Source organism: Nocardioides sp. QY071 (assembly GCF_029961765.1).
GTDB lineage: Bacteria > Actinomycetota > Actinomycetes > Propionibacteriales > Nocardioidaceae > Nocardioides.
Map to the genome: position 1 here is coordinate 2,545,961 of NZ_CP124681.1, position 17,860 is coordinate 2,563,820.

The 17,860-nt window shown below is 73.8% G+C and carries 14 protein-coding genes; 9 read left to right on the top strand and 5 right to left on the bottom strand.

The genetic code is table 11. The annotated features are described in order from the left end of the window. Positions 1–148: 148 nt before the first annotated feature. The 8 genes from QI633_RS12230 (at position 149) to QI633_RS12265 (ending at position 10,512) form a co-directional block, all read left to right on the top strand. Positions 149–391 carry an SHOCT domain-containing protein gene (locus QI633_RS12230; RefSeq protein WP_141798944.1) on the top strand — a complete coding sequence of 81 codons (243 nt, stop codon included), beginning with the start codon at positions 149–151 and terminating at the stop codon, positions 389–391. A gap of 62 nt (positions 392–453) precedes the next feature. Then, positions 454–3,171 (top strand): pyruvate, phosphate dikinase, encoded by a 2,718-nt coding sequence (gene ppdK, locus QI633_RS12235; protein WP_282429141.1) that lies wholly within the window; start codon positions 454–456, stop codon positions 3,169–3,171. Positions 3,172–3,194: 23 nt separating this feature from the next. Further along, on the top strand, positions 3,195–3,722 hold the full coding sequence (locus QI633_RS12240; RefSeq protein WP_282429142.1) for a CBS domain-containing protein: 528 nt from the start codon (positions 3,195–3,197) through the stop codon (positions 3,720–3,722). A 5-nt stretch (positions 3,723–3,727) separates the two neighbouring features. Next, a complete protein-coding gene (locus QI633_RS12245) occupies positions 3,728–6,367 on the top strand; it encodes a bifunctional GNAT family N-acetyltransferase/acetate--CoA ligase family protein (protein ID WP_282429143.1) in 2,640 nt (879 codons plus the stop codon). Positions 6,368–6,476: 109 nt separating this feature from the next. After that, entirely contained in the window at positions 6,477–7,463 is a 987-nt protein-coding gene (locus tag QI633_RS12250; protein WP_282429144.1) for a hypothetical protein, read from the top strand. Continuing rightward, on the top strand, positions 7,460–8,902 hold the full coding sequence (locus tag QI633_RS12255; protein WP_141798939.1) for an MBL fold metallo-hydrolase: 1,443 nt from the start codon (positions 7,460–7,462) through the stop codon (positions 8,900–8,902). The genes QI633_RS12250 and QI633_RS12255 overlap by 4 nt, the downstream gene beginning before the upstream one ends. A 150-nt stretch (positions 8,903–9,052) precedes the next feature. Then, complete coding sequence (locus QI633_RS12260) at positions 9,053–9,895, top strand: hypothetical protein (RefSeq protein WP_282429145.1); 843 nt, start codon at positions 9,053–9,055, stop codon at positions 9,893–9,895. Positions 9,896–9,897: 2 nt separating this feature from the next. Next, positions 9,898–10,512, top strand: coding sequence for a class F sortase (locus QI633_RS12265; RefSeq protein ID WP_141798937.1), 615 nt, complete (start codon positions 9,898–9,900; stop codon positions 10,510–10,512). Between the two features lie 26 nt (positions 10,513–10,538). Here QI633_RS12265 and QI633_RS12270 read toward each other — a convergent pair whose 3' ends face one another. From QI633_RS12270 to QI633_RS12285, 4 genes are all read right to left on the bottom strand, one after another. Continuing rightward, a complete protein-coding gene (locus tag QI633_RS12270) occupies positions 10,539–10,781 on the bottom strand; it encodes a hypothetical protein (protein WP_141798936.1) in 243 nt (80 codons plus the stop codon). A 75-nt stretch (positions 10,782–10,856) separates the two neighbouring features. Continuing rightward, on the bottom strand, positions 10,857–11,570 hold the full coding sequence (locus tag QI633_RS12275; RefSeq protein ID WP_160158263.1) for a universal stress protein: 714 nt from the start codon (positions 11,568–11,570) through the stop codon (positions 10,857–10,859). Further along, a complete protein-coding gene (gene ppsA / locus QI633_RS12280; RefSeq protein ID WP_282429146.1) occupies positions 11,567–15,469 on the bottom strand; it encodes a phosphoenolpyruvate synthase in 3,903 nt (1,300 codons plus the stop codon). Before ppsA ends, QI633_RS12275 begins: the two co-directional genes overlap by 4 nt. A gap of 5 nt (positions 15,470–15,474) precedes the next feature. Continuing rightward, complete coding sequence (locus QI633_RS12285) at positions 15,475–16,053, bottom strand: hypothetical protein (RefSeq protein WP_160158262.1); 579 nt, start codon at positions 16,051–16,053, stop codon at positions 15,475–15,477. Positions 16,054–16,327: 274 nt separating this feature from the next. On the opposite strand from QI633_RS12285, the gene QI633_RS12290 reads away from it, so the two are divergent. Continuing rightward, a complete protein-coding gene (locus QI633_RS12290) occupies positions 16,328–16,768 on the top strand; it encodes an HSP20 family small heat-shock protein (RefSeq protein WP_282429147.1) in 441 nt (146 codons plus the stop codon). A gap of 65 nt (positions 16,769–16,833) precedes the next feature. Here the strand turns inward: QI633_RS12290 and QI633_RS12295 are convergent, their stop codons facing one another. After that, entirely contained in the window at positions 16,834–17,697 is an 864-nt protein-coding gene (locus QI633_RS12295; RefSeq protein ID WP_349016727.1) for a response regulator transcription factor, read from the bottom strand. Positions 17,698–17,860 lie beyond the last annotated feature (163 nt).

Consider the following 17,860-nt stretch of genomic DNA (forward strand, 5'->3'; position numbering starts at 1 on the left):
GAGTGGGGCGCCGTGGCGGGCAGGGAGTTGCGTCCCCGGCCGGGCGGGCACTTGGTCCCGGCGGGCGAGGCGGTTCGCCCCTGACGTGCGCCTGCTGGGGGCGGGACCGTCGGAGTACGGGACCGCGACGACGCGAAGGAGCAAGGCGATGATGTGGAACGACGGGCACTACTACTTCGGCTGGCCGGGGATGCTCCTGGTGATGGTGGCGACCTGGGGCCTGGTGGGCGTCGCCGTCTACTACGGCGCCCGGTGGCTCGGCCGCGACAGGGCGTCGGATCCGCTCGAGATCCTCGACGAGCGACTCGCCCGTGGCGAGATCGACGTCGAGGAGTACACCCGGCTGTGGCAGGCCATCACCGACCGGCGCCCGGTGGCGCGGACCCGATGACCCGCCTGCCTGAGGACCTTCGGCCCTGCCCCGCGTCGACCCGGTCCGACGACGATCCTCGCGTGACCAGCTACGTCCACTCCTTCGACGCTCCCGGTACGCCGGACCGCGACCTGCTCGGCGGCAAGGGCGCCGAGCTCGCCCGTATGGTGCAGCTCGGCCTGCCGGTCCCGCCGGGTTTCACCATCACCACCGCGGCCTGCCGCCACGCGCTCGAGCGGGGCGGCCGCCCGGCCGGGATGGCCGGCGACGTCGAGCACCATCTCGCGCTCCTCGAGGAGCGGACCGGACTCCGCCTCGGCGACCGTGAGCGGCCGCTGCTGCTCGCGGTGCGTTCCGGCGCGGCGGTCTCGATGCCGGGCATGATGGACACGATCCTCGACATCGGCCTCAACGACGAGACCGTCGTCGCGCTGGCGCGGGCCTCCGGCGACGAGCGGTTCGCCTGGGACTGCTACCGGCGACTCGTGCAGATGTTCGGGGAGACCGTCCTGGGGGTCCCCGCGGAGCGGTTCGGCGAGCTGTACGCGGACGTCGTCGCCGCCCAGGGCGTCGAGGCCCTCGCAGCTGTCGGTGCCGACGGACTCCGCGACCTGGTCGAGCGCGGCAAGGCGCTGTGCCGGGAGGTCTCGGGACGGACGCTGCCCCAGGACCCCCGCGAGCAGCTCGACCTCGCCATCGATGCCGTGTTCGCGTCCTGGCAGGGCGAACGTGCTCGCGTCTACCGCGGCAGGTTCGACATCCCGGAGCATCTCGGCACCGCTGTCAACGTCCAGGCCATGGTCTTCGGCAACCGGGGAGCGTCCTCGGGCAGCGGCGTCGCCTTCACCCGCGATCCGGCCACCGGCGAGCGCGGCGACTACGGCGAGTACCTCGCCGACGCCCAGGGCGAGGACGTGGTCTCCGGAACCCGCACCGCAGTCCCGCTGGCGAGACTGAGGGAGCTCGACCTGCCCTCGTACCGAGGGCTCCGCTCCATCCTGAGCACGCTGGAGCACCACTACCGCGACCTGTGCGACGTCGAGTTCACCATCGAGGACGGCCGGCTCTGGATCTTGCAGACCAGAGTCGGCAAGCGCAGCCCCGCCGCGGCCTTCCGGATCGCGGCCGACCTCGTGGAGGAGGGGATGATCACCGAGGACGAGGCACTCGTGCGCGTGACCGGTGACCAGCTCACGCAGCTGATGTTCCCGCAGCTCGACGCGGGTGCGGCCGGGCGGCCGGCGGCGGCGGGGCTCGCCGCCTCGCCGGGGGCCGCCGTCGGCAGGATCGTCCTCGACAGCGCCACCGCCGTCGCCCTCGCCGCTCGTGGCGAGGACGTCGTCCTCGTGCGCCCCGAGACCCGGGCCGACGACCTTCCCGGCATGGTGGCCGCCCGTGCGGTCGTCACCGCGCGGGGCGGGCGGACCTCCCACGCCGCCGTCGTCGCGCGGGGCATGGGCCTGCCGGCCGTGTGCGGCGTGGAGGGCCTCGAGATCGACCTTGCCCACCGCCGGGTGAGCCTGGGCGGACAGCACCTGTTCGCCGAGGGTGACGTGGTCTCGGTGGACGGTGGGACCGGCAGGGTCTATCACGGACACCACCGCACCGTGCCCTCGGAGGTGACCCGGTGGCTCGACGGCGACGAGGTCGAGTCCCCGCTGGTGTCCGCCGTCGCCCGCGTGCTCGCCCACGCCGACCGCACCCGTCGGGTCGGCGTGCGAGCCAACGCCGACTCCGGGAAGGACATCGCGCGTGCCGTGCGCTTCGGTGCCGAGGGCGTCGGCCTGGTCCGCACCGAGCACATGTTCCTCGGCGACCGCCGGACCTACGTCGAGCGCGTGCTCATCGGCGACGAGGCCGAGCAGGTGGCAGCGCTGCGCGAGCTGGGCGCCCTCCAGCGCGAGAGCTTCGCCGTCCTGCTCGCCGCGGCCGACGGCCGCCCCGTGACGATCCGCCTGCTGGACGCACCGGCCCACGAGTTCCTGCCGGACCTCACCGACCTGGCGGTGCGGGTGGCGACGGCGGCCGTCCGCGGCTGCCCGGACGACGCGCTCCAGGCCAGGCTGGCCGCCGTACGACGGCATCACGAGGCGAACCCGATGACCGGGTTGCGCGGCGTCCGGCTGGCGATCGTGCGGCCCGAGCTGGTGGTCGCCCAGGCGACGGCGGCGTTCGAGGCCGCAGCGGACCTGCGCGAGCGCGGACGCCCCTTCGACCTCGAGCTGATGGTGCCGCTGGTGAGCTCCGTGGGGGAGCTCGCCGCGGTCGCCCGCTCTGTCGCTCGCGCCGCGGAGGACGTCGGTGCCCGCCGCGGTCGGGTGCCGTACCGCATCGGTGCCATGGTCGAGACACCGCGGGCCGCGGTGACGGCCGCGCGGATCGCCGAGGTGGCGGGCTTCTTGTCGTTGGGCACCAACGACCTGACCCAGCTGACCTGGGGACTGTCGCGTGACGACGCCGAGCGCTCCTTCCTGCCGCGCTACCTCGACGAGGGACTGCTGCGGGTCTCACCGTTCGCCACCCTCGACGAGGAGGGGGTCGGCGAGCTGGCAGCGCGCGCGGTCGACGCGGCCAGGCGCACGCGGCCGGGCATCCCGGTCGGCGTGTGCGGTGAGCACGCCGGAGACCCCGCCTCGATCGGGTTCCTGGCCGGCATCGGCGTCACCTACCTGTCGTGCTCGCCGTTCCGCGTTCCCGTCGCGCGCCTGGAGGCCGGCCGCGCCGCGGTCCTGGCCGAGGGATGCCCACCGGACCGGTTCGACGAGCTGGACGTGCCGCTCCTGGTGACGGCGGGGTGATCGCGGTGCTGGTGGAGGACATCATGAACGCGCGGCCGCTGACGGTCCGGGCCGACCAGCCGATCGGCGCTGCCGCACGTGCCCTGGCCCGTCACGCCGTCACGGCCCTGCCGGTGGTCGACGAGAACGCTCGGATCGTCGGTGTGATCAGCGAGGCCGACGTGATCGCCCGGAGCTCTCTCACCGACCCGGTCGGGGAGGCGATGAGCCGGGTCGTCGCGCTCGTGCACCCTGAGACGGACGTCATCGAGCTGCGTGCCGTCCTGACCCGCACGGCGGTCAAGAGCCTGCCGGTCGTGGACGCCTCCGACCAGGTCGTCGGCGTCGTCAGCCGCAGCGACCTGGTCCGCGCGTTCTCCCACGACGACGAGAGGCTCGAGGAGGACGTCGCCGACGTCCTCGCGCATGCCCGGGTGTCGGGATGCCAGGTGCGCGTGCGCAACGGGATCGTGCAGCTCACCGGCTTGGACGCGATCGACGGCTCACGGCTGGCCGCCATCCTCGATGCGGTCGTCGCCACGCCGGGCGTGGTGGCCGTGCGGAGAGGGTGACGGCGATGACGACGGCCGAGGTGCTCCTGAGCGACGGTGGCCTGGCGCAGATCCGCCCGCTGGAGCGCCGCGACGGCCCGGGCCTGCATGCGCTGCACGAGAGTGCCTCCAGCGACGCGCTGCGGCTGAGGTTCTTCAGCGGTGGCCCTCGCGCGGCGCGGATGTACGTCGACCGGGTGCTCGGCTCCTCCGACACGATGGCCCTGGTCGCACTCGTGGGCGAGAGAGTCGTGGCCCTCGCCACCGCGGAACCCGTCGATGCCCTGACCTACGAGGTGGCCTTCCTCGTGGCCGACGACCTCGCCGGTCACGGCCTCGGCACCCTCCTCCTCGAGCACCTGGCCGCACGGGCCCGGGACCGGGGGATCCGGCGAGTCGTCGCCCTGGTGCTCTCGGAGAACCACCGGATGCTCGACGTGTTCGCCCGCGCGGGCTTCACGCTCGCCCGGACGAGCAGTCACGGCGAGTGCGAGCTGACCATGGACACCGCGGTCACCCCGGCGGTCCAGGAGGCCGCGGACCTGCGCGAGTTCGCGTCGGAGGCCCGGTCCCTGCGCCCGCTCCTGGCGCCGCGCTCGGTGGCCGTCTACGGCGCCCGCCGGGACGGCACCGGGATCGGCGCGGCGGTCCTGAGCGCCGTACGCCGGGACGGGTTCACCGGTGAGGTGGTGGCGATACACCCCCGCGCGGACGTGGTCGGCGACGTGCCGGCCCGTGGCGCCCTGTCGGAGGGGGCGCCGGTCGACCTGGCGATCATCGCGGTGCCGGTGGCCGGCGTCCTCGACGCGCTCGAGGACGCGATCGCCGGGGGAGCGCGCGGCGCCGTGGTGATCTCGTCCGGCTTCGGCGAGATGGGCGCGGACGGGACGCGGCTGCAGCAGGAGCTCGGTCGCACCGCTCGTCGCCACGGGCTCCGGCTCGTCGGTCCCAACTGCCTCGGCGTGCTCGACAATGCTCCCGACGTGCGGCTCAACGCCACCTTCGGCCTGCGGGCGCCCGGTCCCGGCGGCCTGGCCGTCGCCAGCCAGTCCGGTGGCGTCGGCATCGCCCTGATGGACCTGCTCGCCCACGACGGGGTCGGCGTTCGCACGTTCGTCTCGCTCGGCAACAAGGTCGACGTGTCCGGCAACGACCTCCTCGCTGCCTGGTACGACGACCCCGAGGTGAGCTGTGCGGCGCTCTACCTCGAGTCCTTCGGGAACGCCCGCAAGTTCGCTCGCTTCGCCCGACGCTTCTCCCAGCGCAAGCCGCTGGTCGCCGTCGTCGGCGGCCGGTCCGCCGGCGGGCGGCGAGCCGGCAGCTCGCACACGGCCGCGGCCGCGAGTCCGGTGGTCGGTGTGACGGCCCTCCTCGCGCAGAGCGGGGTGATCGCGTGCCGCGACGCCGAGGAGCTGGCGGACACGGTGACCGTCCTGACCCGTGAGCCGCTCCCGGCCGGGACCCGGCTCGGCGTGCTGAGCAACGCGGGCGGACTGGGCGTCCTGGCGGCCGACGCGGCGCAGGACGCCGGTCTCGACGTCGCCGCGTTCTCCGCGTCGCTGCGGGCCGAGGTCGGTGCCCTCGTGTCGCAGACCACCGGCTCGGCGAACCCGGTGGACGCCGGTGCGGGCGCGGACGCCGGCCGGCTGGCCGCGATCGCCGACGTGGTCCTCGCCTCGGACGAGGTGGACGCCCTGCTCGTGGTCCTGGTCGCCACGGACACGAACGACGTCGCGGGTGCGCTGGATGCGCTGGCCGGCGTGCGGCACAGGTACCCCCACCATCCCGTGGTCGCGGTCGGGCTGGGCGTGGACGGGGACGGGCCCCACGCGGGAGTCACGACATTGCGATCGAGCGCGGCCGCGCTGGCCGCGCTCGGGCGGGCGTCGGTGTACGCCGCATGGCGTCGCGACGTGCTCCCGCCCGGTCCGGCTCCGGACCCGGCGCGGGCGCGGGCGGCCCGCGACGAGGCGATCGACCTGCTCGCTCGCAGCGGCGTCGACGGCTGGGTCGTGCCCGGCGATGCCGCAGGGCTGCTGCACCGCTACGGACTCGAGTCCGCCGGCGTCGTCGTGCTCGCCGCGGACGCACCGCAGGCGGCTGCGCAGATGGGCTTCCCGGTGGCGGTCAAGGTCGCGAGCGCCGACGTGGTCCACCGCACCGAGCGGCGGCTGGTCGCGACGGGCCTGATGTCCGCGGAGGAGGTGGCTCTGGCCGCCGACGACATCGAGCGCCGGATGGGCCGGGCGTGCCCGGTGCTGGTGCAGCCGATGGTCAGCGGCGTCGAGATGGCGCTCGGCATGGTGCGCGACCCCGTCCTGGGCCCACTCGTGATGGTGGCGCCAGGCGGTGTCGGAACCGACCTCGCCGACGATCGCGCGTTCCTGCTCCCGCCGTTCGTGCCGGGGGAGATCCTGCGGGTGCTGCGCACCTTGCGCACCTGGCCGATGCTCGACGGCTTCCGGGGCGCGGCGCGGGTGGACGTCGACTCGTTCGCGCGCGCGGCCTCAGGGCTCGGGCAGCTCGCGGTCGACGTACCCGAGATAGCCGAGCTGGACCTCAACCCGGTGATCGTCACCCCGGACGGGATCCACCTCGTCGACGTCAAGGTGCGCCTCGCCGCAGGAGAGTCGCTGGACGAGCCGCGACAGCTCCGCCGGACCTGACGGCATCACGGCCCTCGGGCCGGGGACCTAGGACCCTGTCGCGGCGCCGACGCCGCTCCTAGCGTCGGTGAGTGAGACCACCGCACCGCTGAGCAGGAAGGTCGTTGCGATGCCGACCACACCGACGTTGTCCTCACCCCTCCACGACGGCGAGCCGCGCGGCGGGGAGGCCCGCCACGTCGGGGCCCGCTCGTCGCTGGTCCCCGAGGCCCTGGGCTACCTGGGCGGCGTGGTGGTCGTCGTGGGCGCGGCCCTGCTGGCCGACCAGTTCTGGAGCGACCTGGCCACCTCCTGGCGCCTGGTCGTCGTCGGCCTGGTCGCGGCGAGCCTGACCGCGGCGGGCGCTCTGGTGCCTCCTGCTGCCGGACCCGCCGGGGTTCGGCTCCGCGCGGTGCTCTGGGCCGCCTCGGTCGCCCTGACCGCGGTCTTCCTCGCCGTGCTGGCCCGCCAGGCGCTGGACCTCGCCGAGCGTCCGACCGCCGTGCTCACCGCAGCGGGCGCGGCGGCCTCCGCCGTCGTCCTGTGGCGCATCCGACCCACGATCCTCCAACAGGCCGCCGCTCTGGCGGCTCTGGCCGCCACGGCGGCGTCGGTCGTGTTCCTCGCCGACCCGGACAGCAGGGTAGGTGGTTTCGGTCCGTGGGCGGTCGGAGTGGTGTGGCTGTTGCTGGCCCGCGGCGGTCTGCTCCGTCCGCCCCGCACGGCGTTCTCGCTGGGCGCCGTAGCCGCGGTCGTGGGCGGGGTCTTCGCGGCGGAGACCGATGCAGGCACCGTGCTGGCCCTGGTCACCGCCGGCGCGCTGGTGCTGCTCGCGCTGCGTCTGAGGGACGTGCCGGTGCTCGGCGTGGGTGCGGCCGGAGTGCTTCTCGTGCTGCCGATGGCCGTCCAGGACTGGTTCGGTGGATCGCTCGCCGCTGCACTCGTGCTCATCGTCTCCGGCGTCGGGCTCATCGGTGCGGGCGTGTGGATCGCGAACACGGGTCGCGACGCGGGAGCCCGGCGCCGCAGGTACGACGAGGGCGACCCGCGCGTCGCGGTCGCCGTGTCCGTCGTGGTCCTCGTGGCCGTGGCCCTCGTCGTCGGAGCGACCCGATGAGCGCGCCGACGACCGACCGGACCACGGCCACGCCGGGCGCCGGCGCGACCGTGGGGCCGGCCAGTCCGATCCTGACCTTCCTGGGAGCGGCCGGGACGGTCACGGGCAGCTGCTTCCTGCTCGAGCACGACACCAGCCGGGTGCTCGTCGATGCCGGCCTCTACCAGGGCCCGTCCGAGCTGCGGCGCAGGAACTGGGAGCCGCTGCCGATCGACCCGGCGACCGTGGACGCCGTGCTGCTCACCCACGCCCACCTGGACCACTGCGGCCAGCTGCCGCGGTTGGTGAAGGACGGCTTCGCCGGTCCGATCCACTGCAGCAAGGAGACGGCCGCGCTGGCCGCGATCGTGCTGAGGGACAGCGCCCATCTCCTCGAGGAGGAGGCGCGCTACGCGAACGAGTCGGGCTGGTCGAGGCACCGGCCGGCGCTGCCGCTGTACACCGCGGAGGACGTCGAGAGGACGCTGCTCCGGTTCGCGCCGCTGCCGTACGACGAGCACCACGCGGTGACGGCATCCGTCGGGGTCCGTCTCCACCCGGCCGGCCACATCCTCGGCTCGGCGACCCTCGAGGTGGACATCGCCGGCGACGTCGTCGTCTTCAGCGGTGACCTCGGCCGCGACGGGCACCCACTGCTCGAGCCGCCTCCCGCTCCCGCGGCCGCCACTGCACTGGTGCTCGAGTCCACCTACGGCGACCGCGTCCACCCCACGGCGGAGCCCGGCGTCCTCGCCGGCGCGGTACGGCGCACCATCGGCCGCGGTGGCACGGTTCTCATCCCCGCCTTCGCCGTCGACCGGACCGAGCTGGTGCTGCTCGAGCTCGAACGGCTCGAGAGCGCCGGGCTGATCCCGCGGGTGCCGGTGCACGTCGACAGCCCGATGGCGCTCGAGGCCCTGGGGGTGTACCTCCGGGCCCTGCACGAGGGCTCGGCACAGCTGAGGGCCGATCGGGCGGAGGCCCTGGAGAGGTTGCGCGCGCTCGACCTCCACGCCGTGCGGGATGCTGTCGAGTCGCGCCGCCTCAACGACCCGGACCAGCCGTGCATCATCGTCTCGGCATCCGGCATGGCCACCGGCGGGAGGGTCGTCCACCACCTCGCCCACCAGCTGCCCGACCCGCGCAACTGCGTGGTCCTCACGGGCTACCAGGCACCCGGCACCCGCGGACGTCAGCTGCAGGACGGAGCTCGGCACCTGAAGATCCACGGCCACTACGTCCCGGTGCGCGCCGAGGTCGTCGACGTACCGGACTTCTCGGTGCACGCCGACGCCGACGACCTGGTGACCTGGGTGGCCTCAGCGGCTGCGCCCCCGACCACGGTGTACGTCGTGCACGGGGAGCCGCACTCGTCCGCGGCTCTCGCCGAGCGCATCGAGGACGAGCTGGGCATCTGCGCCGTCGTCCCCCTGCTCGGCGAGCGGGTGCGCGTCGACTGAGAGGGCTCGGCGAAAGGTCCGTCGTGGCGGGGACCTTGGACCGTTCCAGCGCACCGGCGCCCGGGACAGGCTGGTGGCAGCCGGGCATCGGGGCGCGGCGGGACCTTCGAACGGCGTACCACGACGCCCTGACCCCGGAACGGAGCAATGATGACTCCTTCACCCCTCACGACCTCCTCCACGCCCCGCATCCCCCTCCTGTTGGGGCTGTGCGGGCTCGTCTCCCTGTTGGCCGCGGCCGTCCTGCTGATGACGGGAGGCCCGGCCACATCCGACCCGGCCGGCGCGCCGGCAGCGAGTGCGGTCGGCAACCAGGGCTCGATCGACGTGGGTGACACGCCCTACGCCGGGAACCCCCGCAACGACCCCAAGGTGAGCTGCTCGGTCACGGTCCGGTTCTTCGACTTCGCCGCCGGCACCGAGGTGACCAGCGTCGTGTTCGAGCGCCCCGGGTCCGGCACTCCGATCCTCACCGGCGCCGCCTTCACCCTCGGTGCACCGGCCGGTGGCAGCGACGGCCTGAACGCGGAGAGACGCTACGACCTCGACCTGGCCGTGACCCAGGACGACGCCGGCAGGAGCATCCCGGTCAAGGTGACAGCGTTCGTCACCCACGACGACAAGGACGGGTGGAAGGAGAAGGTCTTCAAGTGCCTCCCGCCGGACCAGCCGACGGAGCCCACGACCGAGCCGACCGAGCCGACCACCGAGCCGACCGAGCCGACCACCGAGGTGACCACCGTTCCGACCGACGCCGGCTCGTCCGACGTGGGCGGCGTGGCGACCACCCAGCCCTCCTCATCCGGTGACGGCGGCGAGGTGGCCGGTGTCCACGAGGGCAGCGCCGGCAACGACGTGCCGAAGGTCATCGACGCCGGGGCGACCGGCTGGACCACCCGCGACCTGTGGGGCTCGGGACTCGCCGGTGCGGGCATCGCGTTGGTGGCGGCAGCCCTCGTGATGTCGGCGACCGTCGGTCGTCGCGTGGGGTGAGCGTGCCCCGAGCGCGCCGGACGGCGGCGGCGCTGGCCCTGGTGGGGCTGGTGCTGGCCGCCGCCGGCATGTCCGTGGCGCGCCCGTGGCGAGACGAGCCAGACACTGCGGTCCCGCCGCACAGGTCAGGCGCCCGACCCGCGGAGGCCTCGCCACCGCCTGCAGCGCCGGCCAGCCCGGTGCGGGGCCGTCCGATCCGGGTCGAGATCCCGGCCATCGACGTGTCCGCCCGGATCCAGCCGGTCGCGGTCGCCGGGGACGTGCTCACCCCGCCGGACGACGTACGCGTCGTCGGGTGGTGGGAGGGCGGCGCCGAACCCGGGGACCAACGCGGAGCGGTGCTGATGACCGGGCACACCTACAGTCGTGGTGACGGTGTCTTCGACCGCCTGGCGCAGCTCGTCCCCGGTGACCGGGTGCGGGTGGTCACCGACCACGGCGTCGTTCGCTACCGGGTCGAGGCCGTCGCCGCATACCCGCGGGACCGGATCGCGGAGCTCGCCCCGCAGCTCTTCTCGGCGACGGGCGGACCGCGGCTCGTGCTCACCACCTGCAGCGGCTACGACGGGGAGCACTACCGGACGACGACCGTCGTCCGTGCGGCTCCCGCCGGGTAGGTCGGGCGTGGACGCGGACGGCCCGGTCAGGACGCGATGACGAGCCGGGGTGCGCGGCGGCGGGTCAGGCTCTCGGCGAGCCGGTGCCGGACGAGCTCCTCGCACAGCGCCATCCGCCGGCCCTCGTCCGGGTGGTAGGCCTGCAGCAGCTGCTCGGCCCGCAGGACCGCGGCCAGCACCTGGCCGGCCGGGACCGCACCGGCGTACTCGAGGATCAACCGGTCAGCGAGGTGCTGGCGGGCCTGGCGGCGCGCTCGTGGGTCCGACATGGGCATCTCCTTGTACTCGACGACCAGCCTGCACCGTGTCGCGGGTCCGGGGCAGGGCCGAAGGTCCCGAGTCCGTCAGGGCCCCAACGTCGCGGGACCGGGGCGGGGAACGACGGCCACGGGACACGATCCGCGTGCGAGGAGGCTGCGCGCGACCGAGCCGAGCACGAGGTCGGTGAGCAACCCGTGCCTCGTCTCGCCGACCACGACCAGTGCGGCGTCGTGGGCCAGGTCGCCGAGGACGTCCTCGGGCAGGCCGCGCTCGAGGCGGACCCCGACCGCGACCTCGGGATAGCCCGGACGCAGGCCGGCCAGTGTCTCGGCGACGAGCAGGCGCTCCTCGGCGAGGTCGGAGTGGGGAGGCGACACGAGCGCACGCCCCGACATGCGCTCGGCCTCCTGGTAGCAGTGGACGACGATCAGAGGCTCGCCCAGCAACGAGGCGGTGTGGAAGGCGAACTCGACGGTGCCGAGCGAACCCGGGACGCCGCCGATCCCGACGACCACACCGTGGCCGTGCCCCACGTCGTCGGGCACGACGACCACCGGGCACCGGCTCCTTCGGACGAGAGCGGAGTCCGAGCCGCGCTGTCCGGCGCCGACGACCACGAGGTGGGCGCGCTCGGACAGGCTGCCCAGCACTCGGGCCGGGTGTGGTGCACGTGTCACGACGAGCGGGCGTCGTTCCTTGGTCGCCACGGTGTTCGCCCAGGCCCGGGCCGCGCAGCCCGAGCGACGCTCGTCGATGCCGACCACGACCGCGCCGTGCGGCACCGTCGCCGGTCTCACGACGGCGGGCGCGCACCGAACGGCAGCGCCGAGGGCAGGGGATGGGGGCGGACCAGGCGGCATGCCTGGTCGGTCGAGGTGACCAGGTCGGTCCCGGTGTCGATCGGGTGGCTGGTCGGCCAGTGGTCGGCGTCGACCCGCATCCGGGCCGCGACCTCCTGGTCGGCGTCGGAGATCGAGTCGCGGGTGACGAACCTGCGCCGGGCGGTCGCCTCGTCGATCTCGCAGCGCAGCTCGACCAGGTCGGCCGTGGCCCGCGCGGCCAGCTCGGCGGCTCGTGCGCGGTCGTCCGCGTGGCTCCAGGTTCCGTCGAGCACGACGGACTCGCCGCGGGCGAGGAGGCGCTGGGCCCGGTCGAGCAGGGCGGCGTACGTCGCCCGTGTGTGCTCAGGCGTGTAGATCCCCGCGCCGTAGGGCGCCGGCGCGTGGCTGGTCGGGTCGATCCCGGCGATCTCCTTGCGGACGCGGTCCGTCGAGAGCACGACCATGCCGAGCCGGTCGGCGACGGACCCGGCCAGGGTCGACTTCCCGGACGCCGGGGGACCGCCGAGGAGGACGAGCTTCACCGCGCCGGCACGCAGGTGGGTCAGCGAGGTGGCGAGGTAGGACGTGACGTCGGCCTCGTGCTGGGCCCCGTGCAGCGCGCCGACCTCGGCCCGGACGAAGGCGCGGTAGGCGATGAAGTGGTGCACCAGTGACGGTGGTGCGGGATCGTCGAGGGCCGCTGCCCACGTGTCCACGAGCAGGCGGGCGGAGTCGGGTGCGCCGAGCTGGTCCAGCCCCATCGCGAGGAAGGCGATGTCGTCGAGCCGGTCGACGTAGCGCAGGCGGTCGTCGAACTCGAGACAGTCGAGGAGGCGCGGGCCGTCGTCGAGGCAGAAGACGTCGTCTGCCGTCAGGTCCCCGTGGCCGTCGACGACCGCTCCTCGCCGCAAGCGGTCGGCGAAGAGGTCCTCGCGGCCCGCGAGGAAGCGGCTGACCAGGAGCGACACCTCTGCCAGCGCCGTCGACCGGAGGCCGGGGTGTCCGGTGGCACGGGCCCGGGCGATGTTGGCCTCCCACCGCGATCGCAGGGCCTGGCGGGTCCCTTCGCGGGCGATCTCGGGGCCGGTCCGGGCCCGGGTGTGGAAGGCCGCGACCTGGTGGGCGATCGCCCGCACCTCGTCGCTCACGTCCTGGCCGCTGCGCACCAGGTGGCTGAGCCGGCGCTCCTCCGGCAGCCGGCGCATGACCACGGCCGGCTCGGCGTCCTGGCCGGGCGCGGAGAGAGCACCCACGCCGAGGTACACATCGGGGGCCAGGCGGCGGTTCAGCTCGACCTCGCGCTCGCAGACCCGTTGCCTCGTCGCCCGGTCGCTGAAGTCGAGGAAGCCGAGTCGCACGGGCTTCTTGACCTTGTACGCGAGCTCGCCGAGGAGGATCACGGTGCCGGAATGGGTCTCCTGCGCGGCGCACCACGGCTCGCGGAGCTCGCTCGGACCCGTGGGCCGGGCTGTGTCCGCGGCGATGGCTGCCTCCGCGTCGTGGACGATCTGGAGCATCGGCACCAGGCTGTCGGGACTGAGGCTGATCGAGTCGATCCCGGCGCGCACCAGACGCTGCGCGAGATCGGGATGGTCGGATGGCGCCTGGCCGCAGATGCCGGAGTGGATGCCGTTGCGGCGACAGCCGTCGATGGCGAGCTCGATCATCCGCAGCACGCCGGGATCCCGCTCGTCGTAGTCGAAGGCGACGACGTCGCTGTCCCGGTCGACCCCGAGCGTGAGCTGGGTCAGGTCGTTGGAGCCGATCGACAGACCGTCGAAGCGACGGGCGAAGTCGTCGACCAGCACGACGTTGTTGGGGATCTCGCACATCGCGTAGACCTCGAGGCCGTTGCGTCCCCGCGCGAGCCCGAGCTCGGACATCCGGGTGAGGACGAGGTCCGCCTCGGGGAGGCGTCGTACGAACGGGAGCATCAGGACGACGTTCGTCAGGCCCATCTCGTCACGGACCCTGCGCATCGCCTCGCACTCGAGCGCGAAGCCCTCGGCGTAGGAGGGATGGGCGTAGCGGGAGGCCCCGCGGAACCCGAGCATGGGGTTCTCCTCGCGGGGTTCGAAGTCCGCACCGCCGAGCAGGTCGGCGTACTCGTTGGTCTTGAAGTCGGAGAGGCGGACGACGACCGGGCGGGGGTGGAACGCGGCGGCGATCATGCCCACCCCTTCGGCGAGCCGCCGGACGACGTACGACGCTCCGTCCGGTCCCACCAGCGCCTCCACCCGAGCCCGCTCGGCCGGGTCGGTCACGCGTTCGGGGTGCAGCGCGGCGAGCGGGTGCACGCGCACCGACGCGCTGAAGATGAACTCGGTCCGGGCCAGGCCGACGCCGTCGGACGGCAGCAGCGAGGTGGCGAGGGCGAGCGAGGGGTTGCCCAGGTTGACCATCAGCCGGGTGCGGGGGCGCGGCAGCTCGTCGAGCCGCACCTGCTCGACGCTGATCTCGGCGCGGCCCTGGTGCACGTGTCCGGTCTCGCCTGTTGCGCAGGAGACGGTGACGTCGTCCCCGTCGTGCAGCAGCGTGGTCGCCTCGCCGCACCCGACCACGGCCGGCAGGCCCAGCTCGCGGGCGATGATGGCAGCGTGGCAGGTCCGTCCGCCTCGGTCGGTGACCACGGCGGCGGCTGTCTTCATCACCGGCTCCCAGTCCGGGGTGGTCGTGGCGGCGACCAGCACCTCGCCCGGCCGGAAGGCTGCCAGGTCCGCGGTGGAGCGGACGACCCGGACCCGCCCCGTCGCGGCCCGGCTCCCGACCGCCCTGCCGGTGACGAGGACGGGACCGGGGGAGAGCACGGCGAAGCGCTCCAGGACGCTGGTGTCGCGGGTGGCCGTGCCCGTGGCCGGGCGAGCCTGGACGACGTACAGGTGCTCGTCCGCCTCGTCCCTGGCCCACTCGACGTCCATCGGGCGACCGACGTGCCGCTCGATCGCCAGTGCGGCGCCGGCGAGGTCCAGGACGTCGTCGTCGGCCAGGCTGAACCGCCGGCGGTCGGGCTCCGGGGTGGGCTCGTCGACCAGGCCGGTGGGGCCGATCACGGTGCGTACCTCCTTGCCGCCGAGGCGGCGGTGCAGCACCGACCGGAATCCGGCCTCGTAGGTGGTCTTGTGCACGTGGAACTCGTCGGGGTCGACCCTTCCCTGGACGATGGTCTCGCCCACTCCCCAGGAGGAGGTGACCAGCACGACTCCGCGGTGGCCGGACTCGGGATCGAGCGTGAAGGCGACGCCCGAGGACGCGGAGCGCACCATGGTCATGACTCCCACCGAGAGCGCGACGTCGAGCTGGCCGAAGCCGTGCCGGGCGCGGTAGTGCACGCCGCGCGCGGTGAACGCGCTGGCGAAGCAGCGCCGCACCGCGTCGAGAAGATCGTCGAGGCCGCTCACCTGGAGGTACGAGTCGTGCTGGCCCGCGAAGCTCGCCTCGGGCAGGTCCTCCGCGGTCGCGCTGCTCCGGACCGCGACCGCGACTCCGGGGCCGTGGACCTGCTCCAGGGCGCGGTAGGAGCGGCGCACCTGCGCAGCGAGGTCGCCGGGAAGGCCGGCGCCCTCGACGAGGCCGCGCGCCCGGTCCGCGCGGCGCGCGAGGTCGTCGGGAGCGTCGAGGTCGAGATCCGTGAAGACCTCGGCCAAGGGCCGCCACAGGCCGGCCGCGGTGAGGGTGTGACGGTAGGCGTCGGCCGTGACGGCGAATCCGTCCGGGACCCGCACCGTGGTGTCGACCAGGATCCGGTGCAGCTCGCCGATGCCGGCGTTCTTGCCACCGACCTGCGCGATGTCGGCCAGGCCGATGTCGGTGAAGGAACGGACGAACGCGCGGTCCGTGGACGTCGTGAGGGGCTGGGAGGGGGCGGGGGTGGTCATCGTCGTCACCGCCGCCCGGCGGTGTCGATCTGGGCCCACTCCGTCTCCCAGGCACGCAGGCGCCGGCGGTCGAGCAGCCGGCGCAGCACGGCGAGGAGCACCAGGCTCAGGGCGACCGCGCCGAGAACCAGGCCGGCTCCGGTCAGGACCGCGAGCGCCAGCACGTCGCGACCGGACAGGGGCGGGGCGGTGACGACGCCGTCCGGCGTGCTCCAGACCGTCATCCGATCACCGCCCCGGGTGCCGGGCGGTGCGAGGACCGTCGCCCTCCTGGTCTCGCCCGACGTACCGGTCCACGCGACGCGGGCCGTCGTCACGAGCACGGACCGTGCCGCGCTCACGTGGGGCTCGTCCACGACGACGGCCGTGTGGCGCTGTCGCGTCGCCACCTCGTGCGCGGCGGCGGCCGACAGGTGGTGGTGGGCCAGGACACCGGCCTCGACCGCGACGGGAACCGCGACCGCGCAGAGCAGCAGGGCGGCGATGCGGGCGCGGGTCTCGAGACGGTCGCTGCGCCGGCGCAGGGGGTTGCGCTCGATCCCGAGCCTGCGTGCCAGTCCTTGCGCCGTCCTTCGCTCGTGCATCGCCCTCGCACCTCTCCTTCGTCTCGCTGTCGACTGCCTCCTCGATCCCACTCCTGTGGGCGTCAGCCCGGCAGGGGCGAGGGACGGGATCCGACGGGACCAAGGTCACGAGGGACGGCAGGCAGCCGGCCTTTCGACGTCGTCCGCACAGCTCGGGCCGTTCGTCCGCGCTGACGGGGACCAATGGCCGCTCTGCGGCGCCGTGCCGCGTCACACGATGGAGGCACGCCCCGCCTCCCGAGTGCGGGGGATCCCGAGAAAGGACATGGAGACCATGACGCAACTGGTTCGCAGGGGTGGCTTCACCCCGCTCACCGACGTGTTCGACTGGCTGGAGACGACAGGACCGTTCCGGGCGGTCCTGAACGACGGCTACATCCCCGTGGAGGAGTACGTCGACGACGGGCACTACGTCGTGCGTGCCGACCTGCCCGGGATCGACCCCGACAAGGACGTCGAGGTGAGCATCGCGGACGACGCTCTGACGATCCACGGGGAGCGACGCGGAGAGGAGCACGACAAGTACCGCTCCGAGATGCACTACGGCTCGTTCACGCGCCGCCTGCGGCTGCCGCACGGCTGCCGCGCGGAGGACGTCACGGCGACCTACGACGCCGGTGTGCTGACCGTGTCGATGCCCGTGGCCGAGCCCGAGGCGGCGCCGGTCCAGGTCCCGATCGCCCATGGGACCCAGGACGCGGCGGGCGCATCCTGACGTGGAGACCGACAGCGGCTCCCTCCTGCCCGGGCAGGAGGGAGCCGCTGTCGCGTGTCGCAGGGTCAGCGGCGCAGGCGTGTGGCCAGGACCGCCGCCTGCGTGCGGCGCTCGAGGCCGAGCTTGGCCAGGAGTGTCGAGACGTAGTTCTTGACGGTCTTCTCGGCCAGGCACAGTCGTTCGCCGATCTGCCGGTTGGTCAGTCCGTCCGCGATCAGGTCGAGGATCTCCTGTTCACGGTCGGTGATGCCGACCAGCGTGTCGCTCTCGGGCTCGGGGCTGCGCAGCCGGTCGAGGACGCGGGCGGTCAGAGCGGGGTCGATGAGTGAGCGGCCGCCGGCGACGACGCGTACGGCGTCGACGAGGTCCTCGCTCGACGCCTGCTTGAGGACGTAGCCGGCCGCGCCGGCGAGGATGGCGGTGAAGAGGGCGTCATCGTCGTCGTAGGACGTCAGGATCAGTGCCTGGATGGTGGGATCGACGGAGCGGACGTCGCGGCAGACCTCCATGCCGGTGCCGTCGGGGAGTCGCCCGTCGAGGACGGCGACGTGCGGTCGTAGTGCCGGGATGATCGCCCGGGCCCGGACGGCACTTCCGCTCTCGCCGACCACCTCGAACTCCCCGGTGCCCTCCAGCAGGTCGCGCAGGCCCCGCCGGACGACCTCGTGATCGTCGAGCAGGAACACCCGCAGCCGTGCAGGGCCGTCGTCGAGCCGCCTGACCTCGGGATCGGGCACCACCGACAGCCTCGCGGGCTGTGCGCGGAAGCTGGCGCACACCGCGTCGACGGCCCCCTCCCAGGGACTCGCCGCCGCCTCGAGGCGGGCTTGCAGCGCCTCGATCCGTTCGCGACGCTCACGCAGGACCAGCCCGCCTCCGAGGGGGTCGGAGGTCGTGGCGGTGTCGAGGATGTTGCACAGGTCGGCCACATCCGCGTCGCATGAGGCTGGCGAGGGTTCGGACATCGTGGTGCCCACCGGGTCCGTGAGCGCGCGACGGCGCGGCGCAGCGGAGCAGCGAGGTGGGACGGCAGGTCGTCGAGGACCGCGTCGACCTCCCGGAGCCGCGCCGCGCGCTCGACGGGGCCGCTGG

What these genes read in the sequence shown, in the direction of transcription:
- QI633_RS12230 (WP_141798944.1), top strand. Translation starts at nt 149, where the DNA reads ATGATGTGGAACGACGGGCACTACTACTTCGGCTGGCCGGGGATGCTC.
- QI633_RS12240 (WP_282429142.1), top strand. Translation starts at nt 3,195, where the DNA reads ATGAACGCGCGGCCGCTGACGGTCCGGGCCGACCAGCCGATCGGCGCT.
- QI633_RS12245 (WP_282429143.1), top strand. Translation starts at nt 3,728, where the DNA reads ATGACGACGGCCGAGGTGCTCCTGAGCGACGGTGGCCTGGCGCAGATC.
- QI633_RS12250 (WP_282429144.1), top strand. Translation starts at nt 6,477, where the DNA reads ATGCCGACCACACCGACGTTGTCCTCACCCCTCCACGACGGCGAGCCG.
- QI633_RS12255 (WP_141798939.1), top strand. Translation starts at nt 7,460, where the DNA reads ATGAGCGCGCCGACGACCGACCGGACCACGGCCACGCCGGGCGCCGGC.
- QI633_RS12260 (WP_282429145.1), top strand. Translation starts at nt 9,053, where the DNA reads ATGACTCCTTCACCCCTCACGACCTCCTCCACGCCCCGCATCCCCCTC.
- QI633_RS12270 (WP_141798936.1), bottom strand. Translation starts at nt 10,781, where the DNA reads ATGTCGGACCCACGAGCGCGCCGCCAGGCCCGCCAGCACCTCGCTGAC.
- ppsA (WP_282429146.1), bottom strand. Translation starts at nt 15,469, where the DNA reads ATGACCACCCCCGCCCCCTCCCAGCCCCTCACGACGTCCACGGACCGC.
- QI633_RS12285 (WP_160158262.1), bottom strand. Translation starts at nt 16,053, where the DNA reads ATGCACGAGCGAAGGACGGCGCAAGGACTGGCACGCAGGCTCGGGATC.
- QI633_RS12290 (WP_282429147.1), top strand. Translation starts at nt 16,328, where the DNA reads ATGACGCAACTGGTTCGCAGGGGTGGCTTCACCCCGCTCACCGACGTG.